This is a genomic window from Aquabacterium sp. G14 (assembly GCF_037482285.1).
Classification (GTDB): Bacteria; Pseudomonadota; Gammaproteobacteria; order Burkholderiales; family Burkholderiaceae_C; genus Aquabacterium.
This window is the reverse complement of the sequence record NZ_JBBEYB010000002.1, coordinates 1-20,547: the sequence shown is the minus strand read 5'-3', so window position 1 is coordinate 20,547 and position 20,547 is coordinate 1. Positions and strand designations below refer to the sequence as shown.

Below are 20,547 nucleotides of genomic sequence, written 5' to 3'. Positions count from 1 at the left end.
GGGTTCTTTACGGCCCTTCCCGTCGCCCTTGCTCGATTTTGTTCGAAGCAGTCAGCAAGGCGGGTCGCAATCCGCCAACCGGTCAAGCCGTGTCGCGGAAGGTTTTATCAACCAGCCAATGTCCCAGGAAACCTGGGAGTGAGGTGAGCGAAATGATGCAGCAGTTCAGGTCGAACTCGTACCTGTTCGGGGGTAACGCCCCCTATGTCGAAGAGTTGTACGAGGCGTATCTCGACAACCCCGGTTCCGTGCCAGATAACTGGCGCTCCTACTTCGACGCCCTTCAGAACGTCCCTGCCGCAGACGGCACCGACCAGCGCGATGTGGCTCATGCCCCCGTGGTCGAGTCCTTTGCACAGCGTGCCAAGGCGAACGCCTTCATGGTCAAGACCAGCTCCGCTGATCTGGCCGTGGCCCGCAAGCAGGTTGACGTGCAGTCCCTGATCGCTGCTTATCGCTTCCTCGGCTCTCGCTGGGCGGATCTCGATCCCCTCAAGCGTCAAGAGCGTCCGAACATTCCTGAGCTCGACCCGGCTTTCTACGGTTTTGTCGAGTCCGACAAGGAAATCTCTTTCAGCGCCACCAACACGTACTTCAGCAAGGCCGATCACATGACCTTGCGCGAGATCGTGCAAGCCCTGCGTGAAACCTACTGCGGCAGCATTGGTGCTGAATTCATGCACATCACCGACCCCGGTGAAAAGCGCTGGTGGCAGGAAAAGCTGGAGAGCGTGCGCTCCAAGCCGACCTATACCGTCGAGAAGAAAAAGCACATCCTCGATCGCCTGACGGCTGCCGAAGGTCTGGAGCGTTTTCTCCACACCAAGTACGTCGGTCAAAAGCGTTTCTCGCTGGAAGGTGGTGAAAGCTTCATCGCCGCCATGGACGAACTGATCCAGGGCGCCGGCGAAAAGGGCATCCAGGAAATCGTGATCGGCATGGCTCACCGTGGCCGCCTGAACGTGCTGGTCAACACCCTGGGCAAGCAGCCTAAGGAACTGTTCTCCGAGTTCGAGCACACGGCTCCCGAAGATCTGCCTGCTGGTGACGTGAAGTACCACCAGGGTTTCAGCTCTGACGTCTCTACCCGTGGCGGCCCGGTCCACTTGTCCCTGGCCTTCAACCCGTCTCACCTGGAAATTGTGAATCCGGTGGTCGAAGGCTCGGTGCGCGCCCGCATGGACCGCCGTGGCGACGCCCGCGCGGACCAGGTGCTGCCGATTCTGGTGCACGGCGACGCGGCCTTTGCCGGTCAAGGCGTGAACCAGGAAACCCTGGCCTTGGCTCAGACCCGTGGTTACACCACGGGCGGTACGGTTCACCTGATCATCAACAACCAGATCGGTTTCACCACCTCCGACCCGCGCGACCTGCGCTCCACCCTGTATTGCACGGACATCGTCAAGGGTGTGGAGTCGCCTGTGCTGCACGTCAACGGTGACGATCCGGAAGCCGTGGTGTTCGCGACCGAGTTGGCTCTGGAATACCGCATGGCCTTCCGCAAGGATGTGGTCGTTGACATCATCTGCTTCCGCAAGCTGGGCCATAACGAGCAGGACACCCCGAGCCTGACCCAGCCGCTGATGTACAAGAAGATCGCGGCTCACCCTGGCACGCGCAAGTTGTACGCCGACAAGCTGGCCGCTCAAGGTCTGGGCGCTACGCTGGGCGATGACATGGTCAAGGCCTACCGTGCCGCCATGGATGAAGGCCGTCACACCATTGACCCGGTGCTGACCAACTACCAGCGCAAGCATGCGGTGGACTGGTCGCCTTACCTGGGAAAGAAGTGGACCGACGGTGGCGACACTGCCATTCCTCTGGCTGAGTGGAAGCGTCTGGCCGAGCGTCTGACGACGCTGCCGGACTCCATCACGCCGCACCAACTGGTCAAGAAGGTTTATGCCGACCGCGCCGCGATGGGCCGGGGCGAAATCAATGTGGACTGGGGCATGGGCGAGCACATGGCTTTTGCCTCGCTGGTGGCCTCGGGCTACCCGGTTCGCCTGTCGGGTGAAGACTGCGGCCGCGGCACGTTCACGCACCGTCACGCCGTCATCCACGACCAGAATCGCGAAAAGTGGGATGAGGGCACCTACGTGCCTCTGCAGAACGTGGCCGACAACCAGGCTTCGTTCGTCGTCATCGACTCCATCCTTTCGGAAGAGGCTGTGCTGGCGTTCGAATACGGCTACGCCGGTTCGGATCCCAACAGCCTGGTGATCTGGGAAGCCCAGTTTGGCGACTTCGCCAACGGCGCCCAGGTGGTGATCGACCAGTTCATCGCCTCCGGCGAAGTGAAGTGGGGTCGTGCCAATGGCCTGGTGATGATGCTGCCGCACGGCTACGAAGGCCAGGGCCCTGAGCACAGCTCGGCACGCCTGGAGCGCTTCATGCAGCTGGCTGCCGACAACAACATGCAGATCGTGCAGCCGACCACGGCCAGCCAGATCTTCCACGTGTTGCGTCGCCAGATGGTGCGCATGTTCCGCAAGCCGCTGGTCATCATGACGCCCAAGTCGTTGCTGCGTAACAAGGACGCTACCTCGCCGCTGACCGAGTTCACCCGTGGTGAGTTCCGTACTGTGATAGGCGAAGTCGACGAGGCCATTGATGCGAGCAAGGTCAAACGCATGATCTGCTGCTCCGGCAAGGTCTACTATGACTTGGTCAAGAAGCGTGCAGACAAGAAGGCGTTTGACACGGCCATCGTCCGCATCGAGCAGCTGTACCCCTTCCCGCACAAGGCATTTGCCGCTGAGCTGAAGAAGTATCCCAACCTGACTGAACTGGTGTGGTGCCAGGACGAGCCTCAGAACCAGGGTGCCTGGTTCTTCGTGCAGCACTACATCCACGAGAGCATGGCCGAGGGCCAGAAGCTGGGCTATGCAGGTCGTCCTGCATCCGCTTCGCCCGCGGTGGGTTATGCCCACCTGCACCAGGAGCAGCAAAAAGCTTTGCTGGATCAGGCGTTCGCCAAGCTCAAGGGCTTCGTTCTCAACAAGTAAGGTTCAAGCGGTCCAGGCGTGCCTGCGACCCCGTCCAAGTTGGTCGGCCCGCGAAGGGCACCAGACGGGCAGGGCACGCCAAGGGTGACCGCAACAGGAGATACACATCATGGCAATCATTGAAGTCAAGGTTCCTCAGTTGTCCGAATCGGTGGCCGAAGCCACCCTGTTGCAATGGAAGAAGAAGGCTGGCGAAGCTGTCGCTGCCGACGAAATCCTGATCGAAATCGAGACCGACAAGGTCGTGCTGGAAGTGCCGGCGCCTGGCGCTGGCGTGTTGGTTGAACTGGTGCGCAACGACGGTGATTCCGTTGCCAGCGACGAAGTCATCGCTCGCATTGACACCGAAGCGGCCGCTGGCGTGGTGGCTGCTCCCGCCGCAGCACCGGCTGCTGCCGCATCGGTTCCGGCCGCTGCTGTGGCTGCACCGGCCGCGACCGGTGGCAACAAGGGTGATGTTGCGATGCCCGCTGCAGCCAAGCTGCTGGCCGAGGCCGGTCTGAGCGCCTCGCAAGTGGCTGGCTCGGGCAAGGATGGCCGCGTCACCAAGGGTGATGCGCTCGCCGCTGTGGCCGGTGGTGCCAAGGCTGCTGCTGCCGCGCCCGCTATCCCCACCGGGGTGCCGACCAAGGCGCTGCCCGCTGTGCAGGCCCCGTCCACCGGCCCGAGCCTGGGCGAGCGTCCTGAGCAGCGCGTGCCGATGAGCCGTCTGCGTGCCCGTGTGGCCGAGCGTCTGCTGCAGTCGCAGGCCACCAACGCCATCCTGACCACTTTCAACGAAGTGAACATGGCCCCGGTCATGGCGCTGCGCAAGAAGTTCCAGGACAAGTTCGAGAAGGAACACGGCGTCAAGCTGGGTTTCATGTCCTTCTTCGTCAAGGCCGCTGTGCACGCCCTGAAGAAGTACCCGGTGATCAACGCTTCGGTGGACGGCAACGACATCGTCTATCACGGCTACTTCGACATCGGCGTGGCCGTGGGTTCGCCCCGTGGTCTGGTGGTGCCGGTGCTGCGCAATGCTGACCAGATGACCTTCGCCGAAATCGAAAAGAAGATCGCCGAGTTTGGTCAAAAGGCCCGTGACGGCAAGCTGGGTCTGGAAGAGCTGACTGGCGGCACGTTCTCGATCTCCAACGGTGGCACCTTCGGCTCAATGCTGTCGACCCCGATCATCAACCCGCCTCAGTCGGCCATTCTGGGTGTGCACGCCACCAAGGATCGTCCCGTGGTGGAAGACGGTCAGATCGTGATCCGTCCGATCAACTACCTGGCCATGTCTTACGACCACCGCATCATCGACGGCCGCGAAGCCGTGCTGGGTCTGGTGGCCATGAAGGAAGCGCTGGAAGATCCGGCTCGCTTGCTGTTCGACATCTGATTGTGAGTTTTGCGGCCGGGCGGGCCTCACAAGGGCCCGCTCGGAACCTGCATCTGACCAGAGGAGCAACACACCATGTCTCAGGCTGATGAACTCGAACGTCTGGCCACATTGCGTGATCGCGGTGTGATCAATGAAGAAGAGTTTCAGCAGCTGAAGACCCAAGTCATTCAAGGTAGCGCCACCACACCTGTGGGCGCTCCGGTGTTGTCCAACGTGAACCGCTTGCGGCGTTCACGTGACGACCGGTGGCTGGGAGGCGTGTGTGGCGGTGTGGCGCGTCTGACCGGGATGGAGTCCTGGATCTGGCGTCTGGCATTCGCCTTGTTGTTCCTGTTCTGGGGAGCAGGACTGCTGCTCTACATCCTGCTGTGGATCTTCGTCCCGGACGAATGACCCCGACTCAACCTGCTGAACACCACACATCATGTCCAATCAATTCGACGTCATCATCATCGGCGGCGGCCCTGGTGGCTACATTGCGGCCATCCGCGCGGCACAACTGGGCAAGAAAGTTGCCTGTATAGACGAGTGGAAGAACGCCAAGGGCGGCGCGGCCCCTGGTGGTACCTGTACCAACGTGGGCTGCATTCCCTCGAAGGCCCTGCTGCAGTCGTCCGAGCACTACGAGCACGCTGCTCACCACTTCGCTGACCACGGCATCACCGTGGGCGATCTGAAGATGGACGTGTCCAAGATGATTGCCCGCAAGGACAACGTCGTCAAACAGAACAACGACGGCATCCTGTACCTGTTCAAGAAGAACAAGGTCAGCTTCTTCCACGGCCGCGGCTCGTTTGTGAAGGCCGTTGAAGGCGGCTACGAAATCGCCGTCGCTGGTGAAAAGGCCGAGACGCTGGTTGGCAAGCACATCATCGTGGCCACCGGTTCGAACGCCCGTGCACTGCCTGGCACGCCGTTCGATGAAAAGCAGATCCTGTCGAACGACGGCGCGCTGGCCATCGGCGACGTGCCCAAGAAGCTGGGCGTGATCGGCTCCGGCGTGATCGGCCTGGAAATGGGCTCGGTCTGGCGCCGTCTGGGTGCCGAAGTCACCGTGCTCGAAGCCATGCCGACCTTCCTGGCGGCTGTGGACGAGCAAGTGGCCAAGGAAGCCCAGAAGGTCTTCACCAAGCAGGGCCTGAACCTGCAACTGGGCGTGAAGATTGGCGAGATCAAGGCTGCCAAGAAGGGTGTGACCGTGGCTTACACGGACGCCAAGGGCGCCGAGCAGAAGTTGGAATGCGACAAGCTGATCATCTCGATCGGTCGCGTGCCCAACACCATCGGGCTGAACACCGAAGCTGTGGGCCTGCAACTCGATGAGCGTGGTGCCATCGTGGTCAACGACGACTGCCAGACCAACCTGCCCAATGTGTGGGCGGTGGGTGACGTGGTGCGTGGCCCGATGCTGGCCCACAAGGCTGAAGAAGAAGGTGTGGCCGTGGCTGAGCGCATTGCCGGTCAGCATGGTCACGTCAACTTCAACACGATTCCCTGGGTGATTTACACCAGCCCGGAGATCGCCTGGGTCGGCAAGACCGAGCAGGCGCTGAAAGCGGAGGGCCGTGCCTACAAGGCCGGTTCCTTCCCCTTCTTGGCGAACGGCCGTGCCCGTGCGCTGGGTGACACCACCGGTTTCGTGAAGTTCCTGGCCGACGCCGCCACCGATGAAATCCTCGGCGTACACATCATTGGCCCGATGGCCAGCGAGCTGATCTCCGAGGCCGTCGTGGCGATGGAGTTCAAGGCCAGCGCCGAAGACATCGCGCGCATCTGCCACGCTCACCCGAGTCTGAGCGAGGCGACCAAGGAAGCGGCCCTGGCCGTGGACAAGCGGACGCTGAACTTCTGATTTTGCCTTCGCAATATCATGGGAGGGGTGGCTTGGCCGCCCCTTTTTCTTGTCTTTTGATGTATTGATCCATGACGAAGCCCGCCATTTCTGTCACGAAGCTGTATGAGCAAAGCCTGGCGGAGCGAGGCTACAAGGCCGATGCCGCGCAGCTCAAGGGGATCGCCGCCTTGCAGCGTTGCCAGGACGAGTGGTCTGTGTACAAAGGCCAGCGCTCCAACGCCTTGACCAAGATGCTGCGTTACCCGCCCTTGCCCAAGGGTGTGTACATGTACGGTGGGGTGGGGCGCGGCAAGAGCTTCATCATGGACTGCTTCTTCAATGCCGTGCCGCTGCAGCGTAAGACGCGCTTGCATTTTCACGAGTTCATGCGTGAGGTGCACCGCCAACTGCATGAGTTGAAGGGTGTGCAAGACCCCCTGGAGGTGCTGGCTAAGCGCATGGCGCGCAAGCACCGTCTGATCTGTTTTGACGAGTTCCACGTGGCCGATGTGACGGACGCGATGATCCTGCATCGTCTGCTGGACGCGATGTTCCGCCACCGCATGAGCATCGTCACCACGTCGAACTTCCACCCGGACGAGCTCTATCCCAACGGGCTGCACCGTGACCGCATCCTGCCGGCCATCGAGTTGCTCAAGAGCCAGCTGGAGGTGGTGAACGTGGACAGCGGCACCGACTACCGTCGCCGCACGCTGGAGCTGGCCAATCTGTACCTCACGCCGCTCAATGCCGGCACCGATCGGGAGATGGGCGAGGTGTTCGACAAACTGGCCGAGTCAGCCGACGAGGACCCGAAGCTGCACATCGAGCACCGTGTGCTGCAAGCCCGACGCAAGGCCGGGGGCGTGGTCTGGTTCGATTTTCACACGCTGTGTGGCGGACCACGCTCTCAGAATGATTATCTGGAGCTGGCCAATCAGTTCCACACCATCATGCTCAGCGATGTCCCGCACATGCCAGTTCGCCTGGCCTCGGAAGCACGGCGTTTCACGTGGCTGGTGGACGTGTTGTACGACCGCCGGGTCAAGCTGGTGATCTCGGCCGAGGTGCCGCCGGAAGAGTTGTACACCGAAGGCCCGATGTCGCACGAGTTCCCGCGCACGGTCTCGCGTCTCAACGAGATGCAGTCCAAGGAGTACCTGAGCGAAGAGCGCCGTCTGGTGGACACCTCGCTGACCTGAGCGATCGTGTGCGCGAGCGTCGGAGTCTTAGTCCTCGACGCGCACCAGGGCCAGCGACAGGTTGTCGCCACCGCCGCGGGCGCGATGGCGCGCCTTGGCCACGAGCATTTCTGCCGCTTCACGCGGAGGCAGCGTGTGGACGATCGCTCCCAGTTCCTTGGGTGTGAAGTAGTGCCACAGACCATCCGAGCAAGCCAGCAAGGTGTCGCCGGGGTGCAGGCAGGTGATGTGTTTGAGGCACAGTGGCGGATCGGTCTGGCTGCCCAGGCACCCTGTCAGCAGGTTGGACTGAGGGTGGGTGTTCGCCTCTTCCTCCGTGATCTGCCCCTCGTTGATGAGGCGTTGAACGTAGGAGTGGTCGGTGGTGCGAAACACCATGTCTGCCCCACTGAAGTGGTAGACGCGGCTGTCGCCGATGTGGGCAATGCAAGCGGAACGATCTGGGCTGACGATGAAAGCCGCCAGGGTGCTGTGCGGCTCTTCCTCGGAGGAGATCGCCGTGAGCTTGATCATCAAGTGGGCCTCTTCGGCCAGTTGCTTGAGGAACTGCTCGGGCAGATCGTGAGTGGCCGAGTAACGCTCGAACAACTGCTTGGCGGTCAGGATCACCTGATCGGCCGCTTTGCGTCCACCGCTTTTGCCGCCCATGCCATCGGCCACAACGGCGAGCAGGCAGCCCTTGGTTCGGGCGTGGGGCAGGATGGTGACCTGGTCTTGCTGATAGGCCCGGTCTCCGCGATGGGTGCCTGTGGTGGCGACGAGGCGGAAACTGGTGGAAGTGGACGTCATGGGGAAAACTATAATGCCTAAAAGCCCTGCTCCCGGTCGCTCCGAGGCAGGATCATCCCTTGCACATGCCCCCTGATCAGGGTCTTCGGCGCCTTCATGCAATCCAATCTGCACTCCCCGCAACGGCAACTCATCGAGCTGCGCATGGAGCATGCGGATCTGGACAACCTGATTGACCGGGCAGCCGACCAGGTGCCCTTTGACGAGCTCAGTTTGCGGCGCTTGAAAAAACGCCGACTGATGTTGCGCGATGAAATCGCCCGGCTGGAGCTGCTGCTCGATCCGAAAGAGCCTGCCTGATTCTCACGCACTCAGCGCTTCGAGCAACTCGGTTTCCAGTGCGAGTTGTGCCTTGTCCAGTTTCAGGGTGTCACCTGTGACGAGGAAGGTATCTTCCACGCGCTCACCCAGCGTGCTGACCTTGGCCAACTGGACGTTCACATGGTGTTTGGCCAGTGTGCGGGCAATGACATAGAGCAAACCTGAGCGGTCGCTCGCTGACACGCTGAGCAGCCACCGCTGGCCTCGCTCATCCGGACGCAGGCTCACGCGCGGTGGCACCGGGAATGATTTGACGCGGCGTGACAGTCGGCCGCGTACTGGCTGATGCAGGGGGGTCTCAGATGCGACCGCTTCGGCCAATTGGTTTTCGACCAATGCGATCAGGTCGCGGTAGTGCACACCTTCGAACTTCAAGGGGTCGCTGGCCATGATCTGGAAGGTGTCGAGCACATAGCCGCTCGCCGTGGTGTGAATGCGCGCGTCCTGGATGTTGAAGCTGGCTCGGTCGAAATAGCCGCAGATACGGGCGAAGACGTCGGGGCGATCTGGGGCGTAAACCAGGACCTGCAAACCTTCACCGACCGAGGAAATGCGTGCAGCGACCACCGGCTTGTCATCGCTCAGGTGGCGAAACAGCATGCGCGCATGCCAGGCAATGTCGCCCGCGTCGTGGCGCGCAAAGTAGCTCATGTCCAGCGACTTCCACAGCGGGGTTTCGATGCCGGCGGGCAGGTAATACAGTGCCAGGGCCTGTCGGGCCTGCTGCTTGCGCGCTTCAATCTCGGCATCCATGTGGGGGCGAGCGCCGCCCAGTGCCCGCAAGGTCAAGCGGTACAGGTCTTCAAGCAGTTTGCCCTTCCAGGCGTTCCAGACCTTGGGGCTGGTGCCACGGATGTCGGCCACACTCAGCAGGTACATGCCCGTGAGGCGGCGTTCGTTGCCCATGCGTTGCGCGAAGGCCTGGATGACGTCGGGGTCGGACAAGTCTTCCTTCTGGGCGACCCGTGACATGGTCAGGTGCTCGGCCACCAGGAACTCCACCAGCTCGGCATCTTCGCCCGTGATGCCGTGGTCTTTGCAGAAGCGGCGAACCTCGATGGCCCCCAGATCGGAGTGATCCCCGCCACGTCCCTTGGCGACATCGTGGAAGAGGGCGGCGACGTAGAGCAGCCAGGGCTTGTCCCATTCGGCGGCCAGCTGGGTGCAGAAGGGGTATTCGTGGGCGTGCTCCGGAATGAAGAAGCGGCGCATGTTCCGCACGACCATGAGGATGTGCTGATCGACCGTGTAGACGTGGAACAGGTCGTGCTGCATCTGACCGACGATGCGGCGGAACACCCAGAGGTAGCGGCCCAGCACCGAGGTCTGGTTGAGCAGGCGCAGCACGTGGGTCTGGCCCTGGCTTTCGCGCAGCATGGCCATGAAGGTGGCGCGGTTGACCGGGTCGCGACGGAAAGAGGCATCCATCAGCTTGCGGTCGTTATAGAGCGCGCGCAGCGTGCGGGCCGAGAGGCCCTTGAGGCTCTTGTCCTGTTGCAGGGTCAGGAAGGTGGCCAGGATGGCGTGGCGGTCGCGCTGGTAGAGGTCGTCGCTGACGATTTCGAGGAAGCCGCCACGGTCGAGGAAGCGCTCGTTGATGACGCGCATCGGCGCATCTTGTGAGCCATGCACACGCTCTTCGATGTTGAGGATCAGGATCTGGTTGAGCTGCGTGACCGCTTTGGCCGCCCAGTAATAGCGGCGCATCAGCACTTCGCTGGCACGCAGGGCGCGGGTGTTCTCGTAACCGAAGGACTCGGCCACAGCAGTCTGCAGGTCGAACACCAGACGGTCCTCGCGGCGGCCGGCAATCTGGTGCAGTCGGGTGCGGATGAGTTTGAGCACACCTTCGTTGCGTGCCAACTGGCGGGCTTCGAACGGCGTGAGCAGCCCGTTGCGGGCCAGGTCTTGCCAGTTGCTTCCCAGGCCTGCGGCACGCGCCAGCCAGATCACCACTTGCAGGTCGCGCAGGCCACCGGGACTTTCCTTGCAGTTGGGCTCCAGCGAGTAGGGGGTGTCCTCGTACTTGGTGTGCCGCTGGCGCATCTCCAGGATCTTGGCCGTCATGAAGGCGCGCACATCCATGTGGGCCATGGCCTCTTGCTGCAAGGCCTCAAAGCGACCGAGGTCCCCACACAGATAGCGAGCCTCCAGCAAGGACGTCTGCACGGTGACATCGCGTTGTGCCTCTTCGATGCACTCGCTCACGGTGCGCACACTGGAGCCAATTTCCAGGCCGGTGTCCCAACAGGCACTGATGAAGCTTTCGATGGCGCACGTGGTGGCATCGTTGCAGCCGGGTAGCGGGGCAGACTGCACGAGCAACAGCACGTCGATGTCGGAGTGCGGAAACAGCTCGGCGCGGCCGTAGCCACCCACGGCCACCAGGGCCGCGTTGTCAGGCAGGCCGTGCGCTTGCCACAGTGTGGTGAGGGTCTGGTCCACCAACTGGGCCATGCGCTTCAAGAGCAGGCTGGCTGAGGAGGTGGTGGGGCGGCTGTTCTGGAACTGGGTGAGCAGCTCGGATTTGCCCGTGCGAAATTGCTGACGCAGAGCGGCGATGTCCAGGGTCATGTTGAGCGAAGAGGTCAAGGGATCAAGGCCAGTGACGCAAGCAAGAAAAAGGCCCTGACGAGAAGTGTCGTCAGGGCCGGTGTGCATCAGGCGGCAGTGCCTTTTTCTGCCGGGATGAAGTCAGGCGGTGGCGGGCTACCGGCCGACAGCGTGAGCACCTCGTAGCCGGTTTCGGTGACGAGCACGGTGTGCTCCCATTGCGCCGACAGTGAGCGGTCCTTGGTCACGATGGTCCAGCCGTCGTAAGGGGCTTTGCCTTTGCGGCCCTCTTTGATCTCGCGCTTGCCCAGATTGATCATGGGCTCGATGGTGAAGATCATGCCGGGCACGAGTTCAACGCCGGTGTTCGGGCGGCCGTAATGCAGCACCTGGGGGTCTTCGTGGAACTTGCGGCCGATGCCGTGGCCGCAATATTCACGTACCACCGAGTAGCCGGCGTTCTCGGCAAAAGTCTGGATGGCATGGCCGATGTCGCCCAGGCGTGCGCCGGGCTTGACCTTTTCGATGCCTTTCCACATGGCCTCGAACGTCGTTGAGCACAGACGCTTGGCAGCAATCTTGCCTTCCCCGATCACGAACATGCGACTGTTGTCGCCATACCAACCCTCGGGCGTGATGATGGTGACATCGAGGTTGACGATGTCGCCGTCCTTGAGCGGTGTGTCGTTGGGGATGCCGTGGCACACCACATCGTTGACCGAGGTGCACAGCGAGGCCGGGTAGGGGATGTGCCCAGGAGGAGCGTAGCCAATGGTGGCCGACTTCGTGCCCTGCACGTTCACCATGTAGTCGAGCGACAGCTTGTCGATCTCGTTGGTGGTGATGCCGGGTTTGATAAAAGGGGTCAGGTAGTCGAGGACCTCGGAGGCCAGACGGCAAGCCTTGCGCATGGCGTCAATCTCGGCGCCGGTCTTGATGGTGATGCTCATGGTTGAGAATTATCCGCAATTCCTGCGTGGCTTGTCGCGCCAGGGGCATCAGATTGAAGGCCTTGGGTCGGCATTCGGGGCCTGGGGCCGGTAAAATTCGCGTTTTACCTTACGACAGCCTGTGCGCACCGTGTGTGTGCAGGCCAACCCAGGCCCCCACGCCGTGACCGAACGCACCACCCCCGTGATGTCCACCCTGATGCACTTTGAGGGCGGCAACGCCCTGGCTCCGCACCAAGTCCAGGCCCTGCTGCCCAAGCTGCAAGCCATCAACCCCCGCATTGCGGGCGTTCATGCCCGTTTTGTGCACTGGGTGGCCATGGATCGGTCGCTTGACCATGCGGAGTTGGACAAGCTCTCGGCGCTGCTGACCTATGGTGACGCCTACGAGGGCCCGGCTGACGGGGACTTGATCGTTGTGGCACCGCGTCTGGGTACCGTGTCGCCCTGGGCCTCGAAGGCCACCGACATTGCGCACAACTGTGGCATGGCGATTCGCCGTGTGGAACGCGTGACCGAGTACCGTCTGACCGTGAGGTCGGGTGTGATCGGTGCCTTGATGGGCGGCGCCAAGGGCTTGGCGGCCCAGGACCTGCAGGCCTGCGCCGCGCTGCTGCACGACCGCATGACGGAAAGCGTGCTGCTGGCACGCGACGAAGCCCGTCACCTGTTCGACGAGAAGCAAGGCGCCCCGATGGAGCACGTGGACGTGCTGGGCCGTGGCCGCGCTGCGCTGGAAGAGGCCAATGTGACCTTTGGTCTGGCCTTGTCGGACGATGAAATCGAATACCTGGTCAGTGCCTTCACCGGTTTGAAGCGCAACCCGACCGACGTGGAGTTGATGATGTTCGCCCAGGCGAACTCGGAGCACTGTCGCCACAAGATCTTCAACGCCAAGTTCACCGTGGACGGCGTGGAGCAGGACTTGTCGCTGTTCGGCATGATACGCAACACCGAAAAGCTGAACCCGCAGCACACCGTGGTGGCTTACGCCGACAACGCGTCCATCATGGAAGGCCACCAAATCGAGCGCTGGATGCCCGATGGCTATACCAACGCGCCTCAGTACAAGGCCCGTGAAGAGCTGGCCCATGTGCTGATGAAGGTGGAAACGCACAACCACCCCACGGCCATTTCGCCTTTCCCTGGGGCATCGACCGGTGCGGGCGGTGAAATCCGTGACGAAGGTGCGACTGGCCGTGGCTCGCGTCCCAAGTCCGGTTTGACCGGTTTCTCTGTTTCGAACTTGCACCTGCCCGGCACCAACGAGCCTTGGGAGCAAAACCCCATCGGCAAGCCTGAGCACATTGCCAGCCCGCTGCAGATCATGATCGAAGGCCCCTTGGGTGGCGCCGCGTTCAACAACGAATTCGGCCGCAGCAACCTGGGTGGTTACTTCCGCGTGTTCGACCAGAACGTGGGCGAGGGCGACAAGGCCATCCGCCGTGGTTATCACAAGCCCATCATGATTGCCGGTGGCTTGGGGACCATTGATGCCACGCAGACCAAGAAGATCGTGTTCGGCGCGGGCACGCTGCTGATTCAGTTGGGCGGCCCGGGCATGCGCATCGGCATGGCCGGTGCGGCGGCTTCGTCCATGGCTGCGGGTACCAACTCGGCGGCACTGGACTTTGACTCGGTGCAGCGTGGCAACCCGGAAATCGAGCGCCGCGCGCAAGAGGTGATCAACCACTGCTGGGGCCTGGGTGCGAAGAACCCGATTCTGGCCATCCACGACGTGGGCGCCGGTGGCATCTCCAACGCCTTCCCGGAACTGGTGGACGGCGCAGGCAAGGGCGCGCGTTTCGATCTGAGCAAGGTGCCGCTGGAAGAGTCCGGCATGGCGCCCAAGGAAATCTGGTGTAACGAGAGCCAGGAACGTTACGTTCTGGCCATCGCACCCGAGTCGCTGCCCATGTTCACCGAGATGGCCAACCGCGAGCGTTGCCCCTTCGGCGTGATTGGCGTGGCCACCGAAGCACTGGAACTGGTGCTGGAAGACACCACCCAGCCTGGTGCCGACAAGGCCGTGGACATGCCCATGGAAGTGCTGCTGGGCAAGCCGCCCAAGATGCACCGCGATGTGACGCGCGTGCAGTGGGATGGCGGCAAGCTGGACCTGACGGGCGTGTCGCTGGACACCGTGGCGCTGGACGTGCTGCGTCACCCCACCGTGGCCAGCAAGCGTTTCCTGATCACCATCGGTGACCGCACCGTGGGCGGCTTGAACCACCGCGACCAGATGGTGGGTCCCTGGCAGGTGCCCGTGGCCGACGTGGCCGTGACCCTGGCTGACTTCAAGGGCTTTGCCGGTGAAGCCATGGCCATGGGCGAGCGCACTCCGCTGGCCTCGGTCAATGCGCCAGCGTCCGGTCGCATGGCGGTGGCGGAAGCCATCACCAACCTGCTGGCCGCGCCCATTGAGCTGTCGCGCGTGAAGCTGTCGGCCAACTGGATGGCCGCCTGCGGCGAAGCCGGTGAAGACGCTGCTTTGTTCGACACTGTGAAGGCCGTGGGCATGGACCTGTGCCCGGCACTGGGCGTGTCCATTCCTGTGGGCAAGGACTCGCTGTCCATGCGCACCAAGTGGTCGGACAACGGTCAAACCAAGCAAGTCACGGCACCCGTTTCCCTGATCGTGACGGCCTTTGCCTCGATCGCGGACGTGCGTGGCACGCTGACCCCGCAACTGGTCACGTCGGAAAACGGCCAGGCGCTGGACACCAGCCTGATCCTGGTGGACTTGGGCGAAGGCAAGAACCGCATGGGTGGCTCGATGCTGGCCCAGGTGCTGAACCAGTTCGGCAACGACGTGCCCGACTGCGACAACCCCGAGATGCTGAAAGCAGCCGTGAACGCCGTGAACGCCCTGCGCGCTCAAGGCAAGCTGCTGGCTTATCACGACCGTGGTGACGGTGGCCTGTGGGCGACCGTGGCCGAAATGGCCTTCGCGGGCAACACCGGCGTGAGCCTGAACGTGGACATGCTGGTGACCGAGAGCACCGGTGTGGACGACAGCCGTGCCGACTTCGGTGATTCGAAGAACTGGGCGGGCCAAGTGGGCGAGCGCCGCAACGAGCTGACCCTGAAGGCGTTGTTCAACGAAGAACTGGGCCTGGTCCTGCAAGTGCGCACCGCTGACCGTGATGCCGTGCTGCAAACCCTGCGCGAGCATGGCCTGAGCAAGCACAGCCACGTCATCGGCAAGCCCAACGCCAAGCACACGCTGGAAGTGTGGCGCGATGCGAAGTCCGTGTTTGCCGCGCCCGTGGAGCAACTGCACAAGACCTGGGACGATGTGAGCTGGCGCATTGCGCAGCTGCGCGACAACCCCGCTTGCGCCAACAGCGAACACGAAGCCATTGGCAAGGCCGCTGACCCCGGCATGCACGTGGCCCTGACCTTCGACCCGCTGGAAGACGTGGCCGCGCCCTTTATCCACAAGGCGCGCCCCAAGGTCGCCATCCTGCGTGAGCAGGGTGTGAACTCGCATGTGGAAATGTCGTATGCCGTGGCCCAAGGTGGCTTCGACACCTTCGACGTGCACATGAGCGACCTGCAAGCTGGCCGCGTCAGCCTGGACCAGTTCCAGGGCTTCATCGCCTGCGGTGGCTTCAGCTACGGCGACACCCTCGGTGCCGGTGAAGGCTGGGCGCGTTCGATCATGTTCAACCCCAAGCTGGAAGAGCAGTTCCTGGCCTTCTTCGGTCGTCAGGACACCTTCGCGCTGGGCGTGTGCAATGGCTGCCAGATGCTGGCGGCACTCAGCCCCATCATTCCAGGTGCGCAAGACTGGCCCAAGTTCACGCACAACCAGAGCACCCGTTTTGAAGCCCGCCTGAGCCTGGTCGAAGTGCTGGAGAGCCCGTCCTTGTTCTTCAAGGACATGGCAGGCAGCCGCATGCCGATCGCTGTGTCGCACGGTGAAGGCTTTGCCAACTTCTCGCAGCGTGGCGACATCGCCAAGGTGCAGAAAGCCCTGCGCTACGTGGACAACACCGGTGCCGCTACCGAGGTGTATCCGTTCAACCCGAACGGTTCGCCCGGCGGCTTGACGGGCGTGACCACGGCCGATGGTCGCTTCACGGCCATGATGCCGCACCCTGAGCGTGTGTTCCGCAACATCCAGATGAGCTGGACCAGCGGCAACAAGAGCGATGCCAGCCCTTGGCTGCGCATGTTCCGCAATGCTCGCAAGTGGGTGGGTTGATCCTTGTTCGGGCCCGCCCCCGCGGCGAGAGTCCCTGAAGTGTGTGGGTTTTGTGAGGCGTCCTTTGGCGACGCCTCTGGTCCACTGCAAACTGACACGCCCAGTCGCCCCCTCTTGGGGGCGTTTGTTTGTCCACAATCCATCTGAAAACTCATGTCGCTCGCTATCGTTGTGATGTTCGTCGGCGGTTTGGTGTCCCTCGTACTGGGGGCTGGTTGGCTGGTGCGAGGTGCCGCCAAACTCGCCTTGTCGTTTGGCGTTTCTCCCCTGGTGGTGGGGCTCACGGTGGTCGCGTTCGGCACCAGTGCGCCGGAGTTGGCAGTGTCTGCGGGCGCTGCGCTGGACGGCAAGGTCGACATCGCCATCGGCAACGTGGTGGGCAGCAACATCCTGAACGTGTTGTTCATCCTGGGGGCCTCCGCCCTGATTGCGCCCCTGGTGGTGCACATTCAGTTGATCCGCCAGGAGGTTCCGATCATGATTGCGGCCACTGTGGCCCTGTTGCTCATGATGCTGGATGGCGTATTGGCCAATTGGGAGGCGGCTTTGCTGCTGGGCGCCATGGTGATTTACACCGTCTTTTTGGTGTGGCAGTCGCGTCGTCAGGGCGCTGCTGCCGACGCTGAGTTCGAAGACGAGGTGGACTTGAGCAGCACCTGGGATCGCCATTGGTCGGTGCAGGTCGGGTTGATTTTGGCGGGTCTGGTGGCCCTGGTGGGCGGCAGTCACTTTCTGGTCGAAGCGGCCGTGACCACGGCCAAACAACTGGGCGTCAGCGATGTGGTCATTGCCTTGACCATCGTGGCACTGGGGACCTCCTTGCCTGAGGTGGCCACGTCGATCACGGCAGCCTTGAAGGGGCAGCGCGACATGGCCGTGGGCAATGTAGTGGGCAGCAACACCTTCAACATCCTGGGCTGTCTGGGTGTGTCGGGCATCTTGTCTGGCACGGGTCTGGCCGTGGCCGAGTCGGTGATCCACTTTGATGCCTGGGTGATGCTGGCCGTGGCCCTGGCCTGTCTGCCCATCTTTATCACCGGTCGCGAGATTGCGCGTTGGGAAGGTGTGGTGTTCTTGCTTTACTACGCTGCTTACACTGCCTACCTGATCCTCGCATCGCAGGCGCATGACGCCTTGCCCCGCTTCAGCGCGGTGATGCTGTACTTCGTGGTGCCCCTGACGGTCATCACGATGAGTGTCTCCTTGTTGCGGCACCGCCGAGCTGGCCGGGCGAGCTGAGCGGGGCGGCCCTGATCGGGCCTGTGTGGCGGCAGCCCTTCGGTGTGCGGCATGCCTGACGCGGGGTCAGTGTGGCGCGTGGCTGGTGGGAGTGCCAGGCCAGAGCCTGGCGGCGGCGGCTTGTGAGCGCGCAAGCAAGGCCTGGTGATCGCGGGGCCGAAGGAAACCCTGGCGCAGCAAGACATCGGCAGCGGCTTGGTAGGCCTGCACATAGTCTGCACGGCTGGTGTAGCGTGTGTGGAGGTCCGAGGCCGCCAGGGGTACTGTGCTGCCACCTGCGATGCATGCGTACTGGCTGCGCACGGTCAGCGAGTGGGTGCTGAAGTTGCTGTACTGACCATGGCGGGCCGTGGGCACCTGGATGTCTGGCAGACGCACGCCACCTGCCGCGTGGCCAGCCTCATCGGTGCGGACAAATCCCAGGGCGTTGCGGTCCATGCGCGGTGCAATGGGAGGCGCGACCCCTTCGGTCACCCAACGCGTGAGCGCGTGCAGCGCAGCATGGTCCACCATGTAGGCGGGCAGGGCGTTGAGCGGGCGCAGGCACCCGTGCAGGGCGTTGGGTGTGTTCGGTGGGGTGATGAGGGGCAGTTCAGCCTGCAGGTACCCGTCAAGGTGGGCGGCGCCACTGACCTCCCAGTAACGGACCCGATCCGTGTCCGGTGTGCGAGACAGCGGCCAACTGACCATGGCTTCGGCCTCGGTCTGCACCTGCATGATGGGCGTGTTCAGGTCATTGCGAAAGGCCGGGGCCCAGACGTCATCGCCGTCCTTTTCGACCGCTGGGGCCAGGGGGGCAGGGCCACGCAGGTAGAAACCATCGAACACCTGGTGAGCGAGGTGGAAGGTGTTGATATAGGTGTACAGGTACAAGCCGGACTGGGAGTAGCCCATGGCCAGCAGGCGAGGGGGCTTGGCCGCGGCGGACGGCTTGAGGGTGGCTGGAAGGCCAAGCAACTGCGACCAGTTCGCGCGAATGGCGTGTCCCGCCTGACCGAAAACGGCGTGGGCGCCTTCGTTGCTGGCCAGGCGCAGGGCAGCATAGCGAGGCGACTGGCTCTGCAGCGCACGCAAGCCTTCGGTCTGGTTGCTGACCCCGACCCAGGCATAGCCCTGGGCCATCAGCTCCTCGCGGGTGAGCACCCAGCCGCCGTCCAGGTCGAAGCCCGGTGTGGTGTTGAGCCACTCGACCACGATCACGCCATTGAAGCGCGCCGGGTCAGCCGGGCGCCGTACCAGCAGCCGGGTGACGTAGGGGTGGGCTTGGCCATGAGGCTGGACGGCCCACTGGCCCGATTCACCCCAGCCGGGCCGGGGGCGGTAGTGCTGGGCTCGGCCCTGCAGGAACACCTCTTGTTCGACATAGCCGTGGGCATCCAGTTGCACCGCGCGCGAGGTGGCCGGTGTGCCGAGGGGGGCTGCCAGCAAGCGGGCGTCCGACAGTTGGGTGTCCACCCACTGGGCAACGGGCGCCATCCCGGGCGGCGGGGCGGGCTGGGCTGTGGCGGATGGCGCGGGGGATGGGACTGACGGCGTTCGCGCCGGGACCGCTTGCAGCGTGAGCAGCGGCAGAAGCAGGCCACCCCACCAGAGGGCTCGCAGGCGGGGCTTCATGTCAGGAAAGGGGCCTGGAGGGCATGGGGCGCATCAAGGAAGGGTACAGCGTGTGCCCTCATTGTGGAGTGCGCTGTGCGTGGCGCAGCACCGGGTTTGACGGGGGGTGTTTGGCGACAGGGCGCCAGCTCGTCCGGGAACCGGACACTCAGAATGGACTCATGCAGTCTGTTCGACATCCCATCGTGTTCACGGGTGAAGCCCGCACCTATCGCCCGCTGTGGCGACGCAATGTGCTGCTGCTGTGCCTGACGCTGGGTAATCCCCCCCATTAACCAGAGCTCTGAGAAGTAGAGCTATGCGGCCATGGCCAACCGCTGCTTGGGGGTGATGCCGCCCAAGGCCATGTTTGGGCGTTCATGGTTGTACATCCACATCCATTGGGTGGCGTACAGCCTGACCTCATCGAGGTCTGTCCAATGGTACTGCGAGAGCCATTCGTAGCGCACCGTCCGGTTGAAGCGTTCGACATAGGCGTTCTGTTGCGGCTTGCCCGGTTCGATGTGCTCAAAGCGAATGCCCCATGACTTGGCCCAGGCTTCGATGGCTGCGCTGATGTATTCCGGCCCGTTGTCGCAGCGAATGACCTGCGGCTTGCCGCGCCAGGCTATGACCTGTGTGAGCGTGCGGATCACCCGCAGCGTGGGCAGCGAGAAGTCGACCTCAATGCTCAGTGCTTCGCGGTTGAAGTCATCGATGATGTTGAGCAACCTGAAGCTTCTGCCGTCCTCCAACTGGTCGTGCATGAAGTCCATTGACCACACCTGATTGATGGCCTCTGGTACCGATAGCGGCTGGGGCTTGTCGCGCACCAGGCGCTTGCGTGGCTTGATGCGCAGGTTCAGCTCCAGCTCCCTGTAGATGCGGTACACGCGCTTGTGGTTCCAGGCAAAGCCTCTGACGTTACGCAGGTACAGGAAGCACAGCCCAAAGCCCCAGTTGCGGTTGTTGTCCGTCAAGCGCAGCAGCCAGTCGGCGATCTCATCGTTCTCGGCCTGGTGCTTGGCCTCGTACCGATAACAAGCCTGGCTGATCTGGAAGGCCTGACAGGCCAGCTTGATCGAAGCGCCAAACTCTTGAACCGATCGTTGAGCCATCTCGCGGCGGCGAGATGGCTTCACCACTTTTTTGCGAGGGCCTCCGACACGATCTCGGCCTTGAGCTTTTCTTCGACGTACATCTTGCGGAGTCGGCGGTTCTCCTCTTCCAGCTCCTTCATGCGCGCCATCAGCGAGGCATCCATGCCGCCGAACTTCGAGCGCCACTTGTAGAACGTGGCCGTGCTGATGCCCAGCTCTCGGCACAGCTCCGGCACGGCCAAGCCAGCCTCCACGCGCTTGAGCGCATCAATGATCTGGCTGTCGGTGAATCGGGACTTCTTCATGGTAGAAATTTTCCTTCGAAAACTTCTACTTCTCACTGCGCTGGTTTTTCGGGGGGATTACC

General features: G+C 62.7%; 13 protein-coding genes. 8 read left to right on the top strand and 5 right to left on the bottom strand.

Translation table 11 applies throughout. The features are described from left to right. Nucleotides 1-152 precede the first annotated feature (152 nt). From WIT60_RS02445 to zapE, 5 genes are all read left to right on the top strand, one after another. Nucleotides 153-3,008 carry a 2-oxoglutarate dehydrogenase E1 component gene (locus tag WIT60_RS02445; protein WP_339582731.1) on the top strand — a complete coding sequence of 952 codons (2,856 nt, stop codon included), beginning with the start codon at nucleotides 153-155 and terminating at the stop codon, nucleotides 3,006-3,008. 109 nt (nucleotides 3,009-3,117) lie between these two features. Then, nucleotides 3,118-4,386: a 2-oxoglutarate dehydrogenase complex dihydrolipoyllysine-residue succinyltransferase gene (gene odhB, locus WIT60_RS02440; RefSeq protein WP_339582368.1), complete on the top strand. Its 1,269-nt coding sequence runs from the start codon at nucleotides 3,118-3,120 to the stop codon at nucleotides 4,384-4,386. A gap of 75 nt (nucleotides 4,387-4,461) precedes the next feature. Next, the gene (locus WIT60_RS02435; RefSeq protein ID WP_339582367.1) at nucleotides 4,462-4,782 is read left to right on the top strand and encodes a PspC domain-containing protein; all 321 of its coding nucleotides are present in this window, start codon (nucleotides 4,462-4,464) and stop codon (nucleotides 4,780-4,782) included. A 31-nt stretch (nucleotides 4,783-4,813) separates the two neighbouring features. Next, nucleotides 4,814-6,241, top strand: coding sequence for a dihydrolipoyl dehydrogenase (lpdA, locus tag WIT60_RS02430; protein WP_339582366.1), 1,428 nt, complete (start codon nucleotides 4,814-4,816; stop codon nucleotides 6,239-6,241). A gap of 71 nt (nucleotides 6,242-6,312) precedes the next feature. Beyond that, nucleotides 6,313-7,425 carry a cell division protein ZapE gene (zapE, locus tag WIT60_RS02425; protein WP_339582365.1) on the top strand — a complete coding sequence of 371 codons (1,113 nt, stop codon included), beginning with the start codon at nucleotides 6,313-6,315 and terminating at the stop codon, nucleotides 7,423-7,425. Nucleotides 7,426-7,452: 27 nt separating this feature from the next. On the opposite strand, the gene WIT60_RS02420 is transcribed toward zapE, so the two are convergent. Continuing rightward, entirely contained in the window at nucleotides 7,453-8,214 is a 762-nt protein-coding gene (locus WIT60_RS02420) for a PP2C family protein-serine/threonine phosphatase (protein ID WP_339582364.1), read from the bottom strand. 96 nt (nucleotides 8,215-8,310) lie between these two features. On the opposite strand from WIT60_RS02420, the gene WIT60_RS02415 reads away from it, so the two are divergent. Then, on the top strand, nucleotides 8,311-8,514 hold the full coding sequence (locus WIT60_RS02415; RefSeq protein ID WP_339582363.1) for a YdcH family protein: 204 nt from the start codon (nucleotides 8,311-8,313) through the stop codon (nucleotides 8,512-8,514). 3 nt (nucleotides 8,515-8,517) lie between these two features. Here WIT60_RS02415 and WIT60_RS02410 read toward each other — a convergent pair whose 3' ends face one another. Both WIT60_RS02410 and map read right to left on the bottom strand, forming a co-directional pair. Then, nucleotides 8,518-11,109 carry a [protein-PII] uridylyltransferase gene (locus WIT60_RS02410; protein WP_339582730.1) on the bottom strand — a complete coding sequence of 864 codons (2,592 nt, stop codon included), beginning with the start codon at nucleotides 11,107-11,109 and terminating at the stop codon, nucleotides 8,518-8,520. Nucleotides 11,110-11,195: 86 nt separating this feature from the next. Next, entirely contained in the window at nucleotides 11,196-12,038 is an 843-nt protein-coding gene (gene map, locus WIT60_RS02405) for a type I methionyl aminopeptidase (protein WP_339582362.1), read from the bottom strand. 187 nt (nucleotides 12,039-12,225) lie between these two features. On the opposite strand from map, the gene purL reads away from it, so the two are divergent. Together purL and WIT60_RS02395 are read left to right on the top strand one after the other, a co-directional pair. Next, nucleotides 12,226-16,248: a phosphoribosylformylglycinamidine synthase gene (gene purL, locus WIT60_RS02400; RefSeq protein ID WP_339582729.1), complete on the top strand. Its 4,023-nt coding sequence runs from the start codon at nucleotides 12,226-12,228 to the stop codon at nucleotides 16,246-16,248. A 153-nt stretch (nucleotides 16,249-16,401) separates the two neighbouring features. Further along, the gene (locus WIT60_RS02395; RefSeq protein WP_339582361.1) at nucleotides 16,402-17,487 is read left to right on the top strand and encodes a calcium/sodium antiporter; all 1,086 of its coding nucleotides are present in this window, start codon (nucleotides 16,402-16,404) and stop codon (nucleotides 17,485-17,487) included. Nucleotides 17,488-17,553: 66 nt separating this feature from the next. Here the strand turns inward: WIT60_RS02395 and WIT60_RS02390 are convergent, their stop codons facing one another. After that, a complete protein-coding gene (locus WIT60_RS02390) occupies nucleotides 17,554-18,963 on the bottom strand; it encodes an alpha/beta hydrolase domain-containing protein (protein ID WP_339582360.1) in 1,410 nt (469 codons plus the stop codon). Between the two features lie 434 nt (nucleotides 18,964-19,397). After that, a protein-coding gene (locus tag WIT60_RS02385; RefSeq protein WP_339582359.1) for an IS3 family transposase occupies nucleotides 19,398-20,485 on the bottom strand; the annotation gives its coding sequence in 2 pieces (ribosomal slippage) (nucleotides 19,398-20,233 and nucleotides 20,233-20,485; 1,089 coding nt in all). Nucleotides 20,486-20,547: the final 62 nt, after the last annotated feature.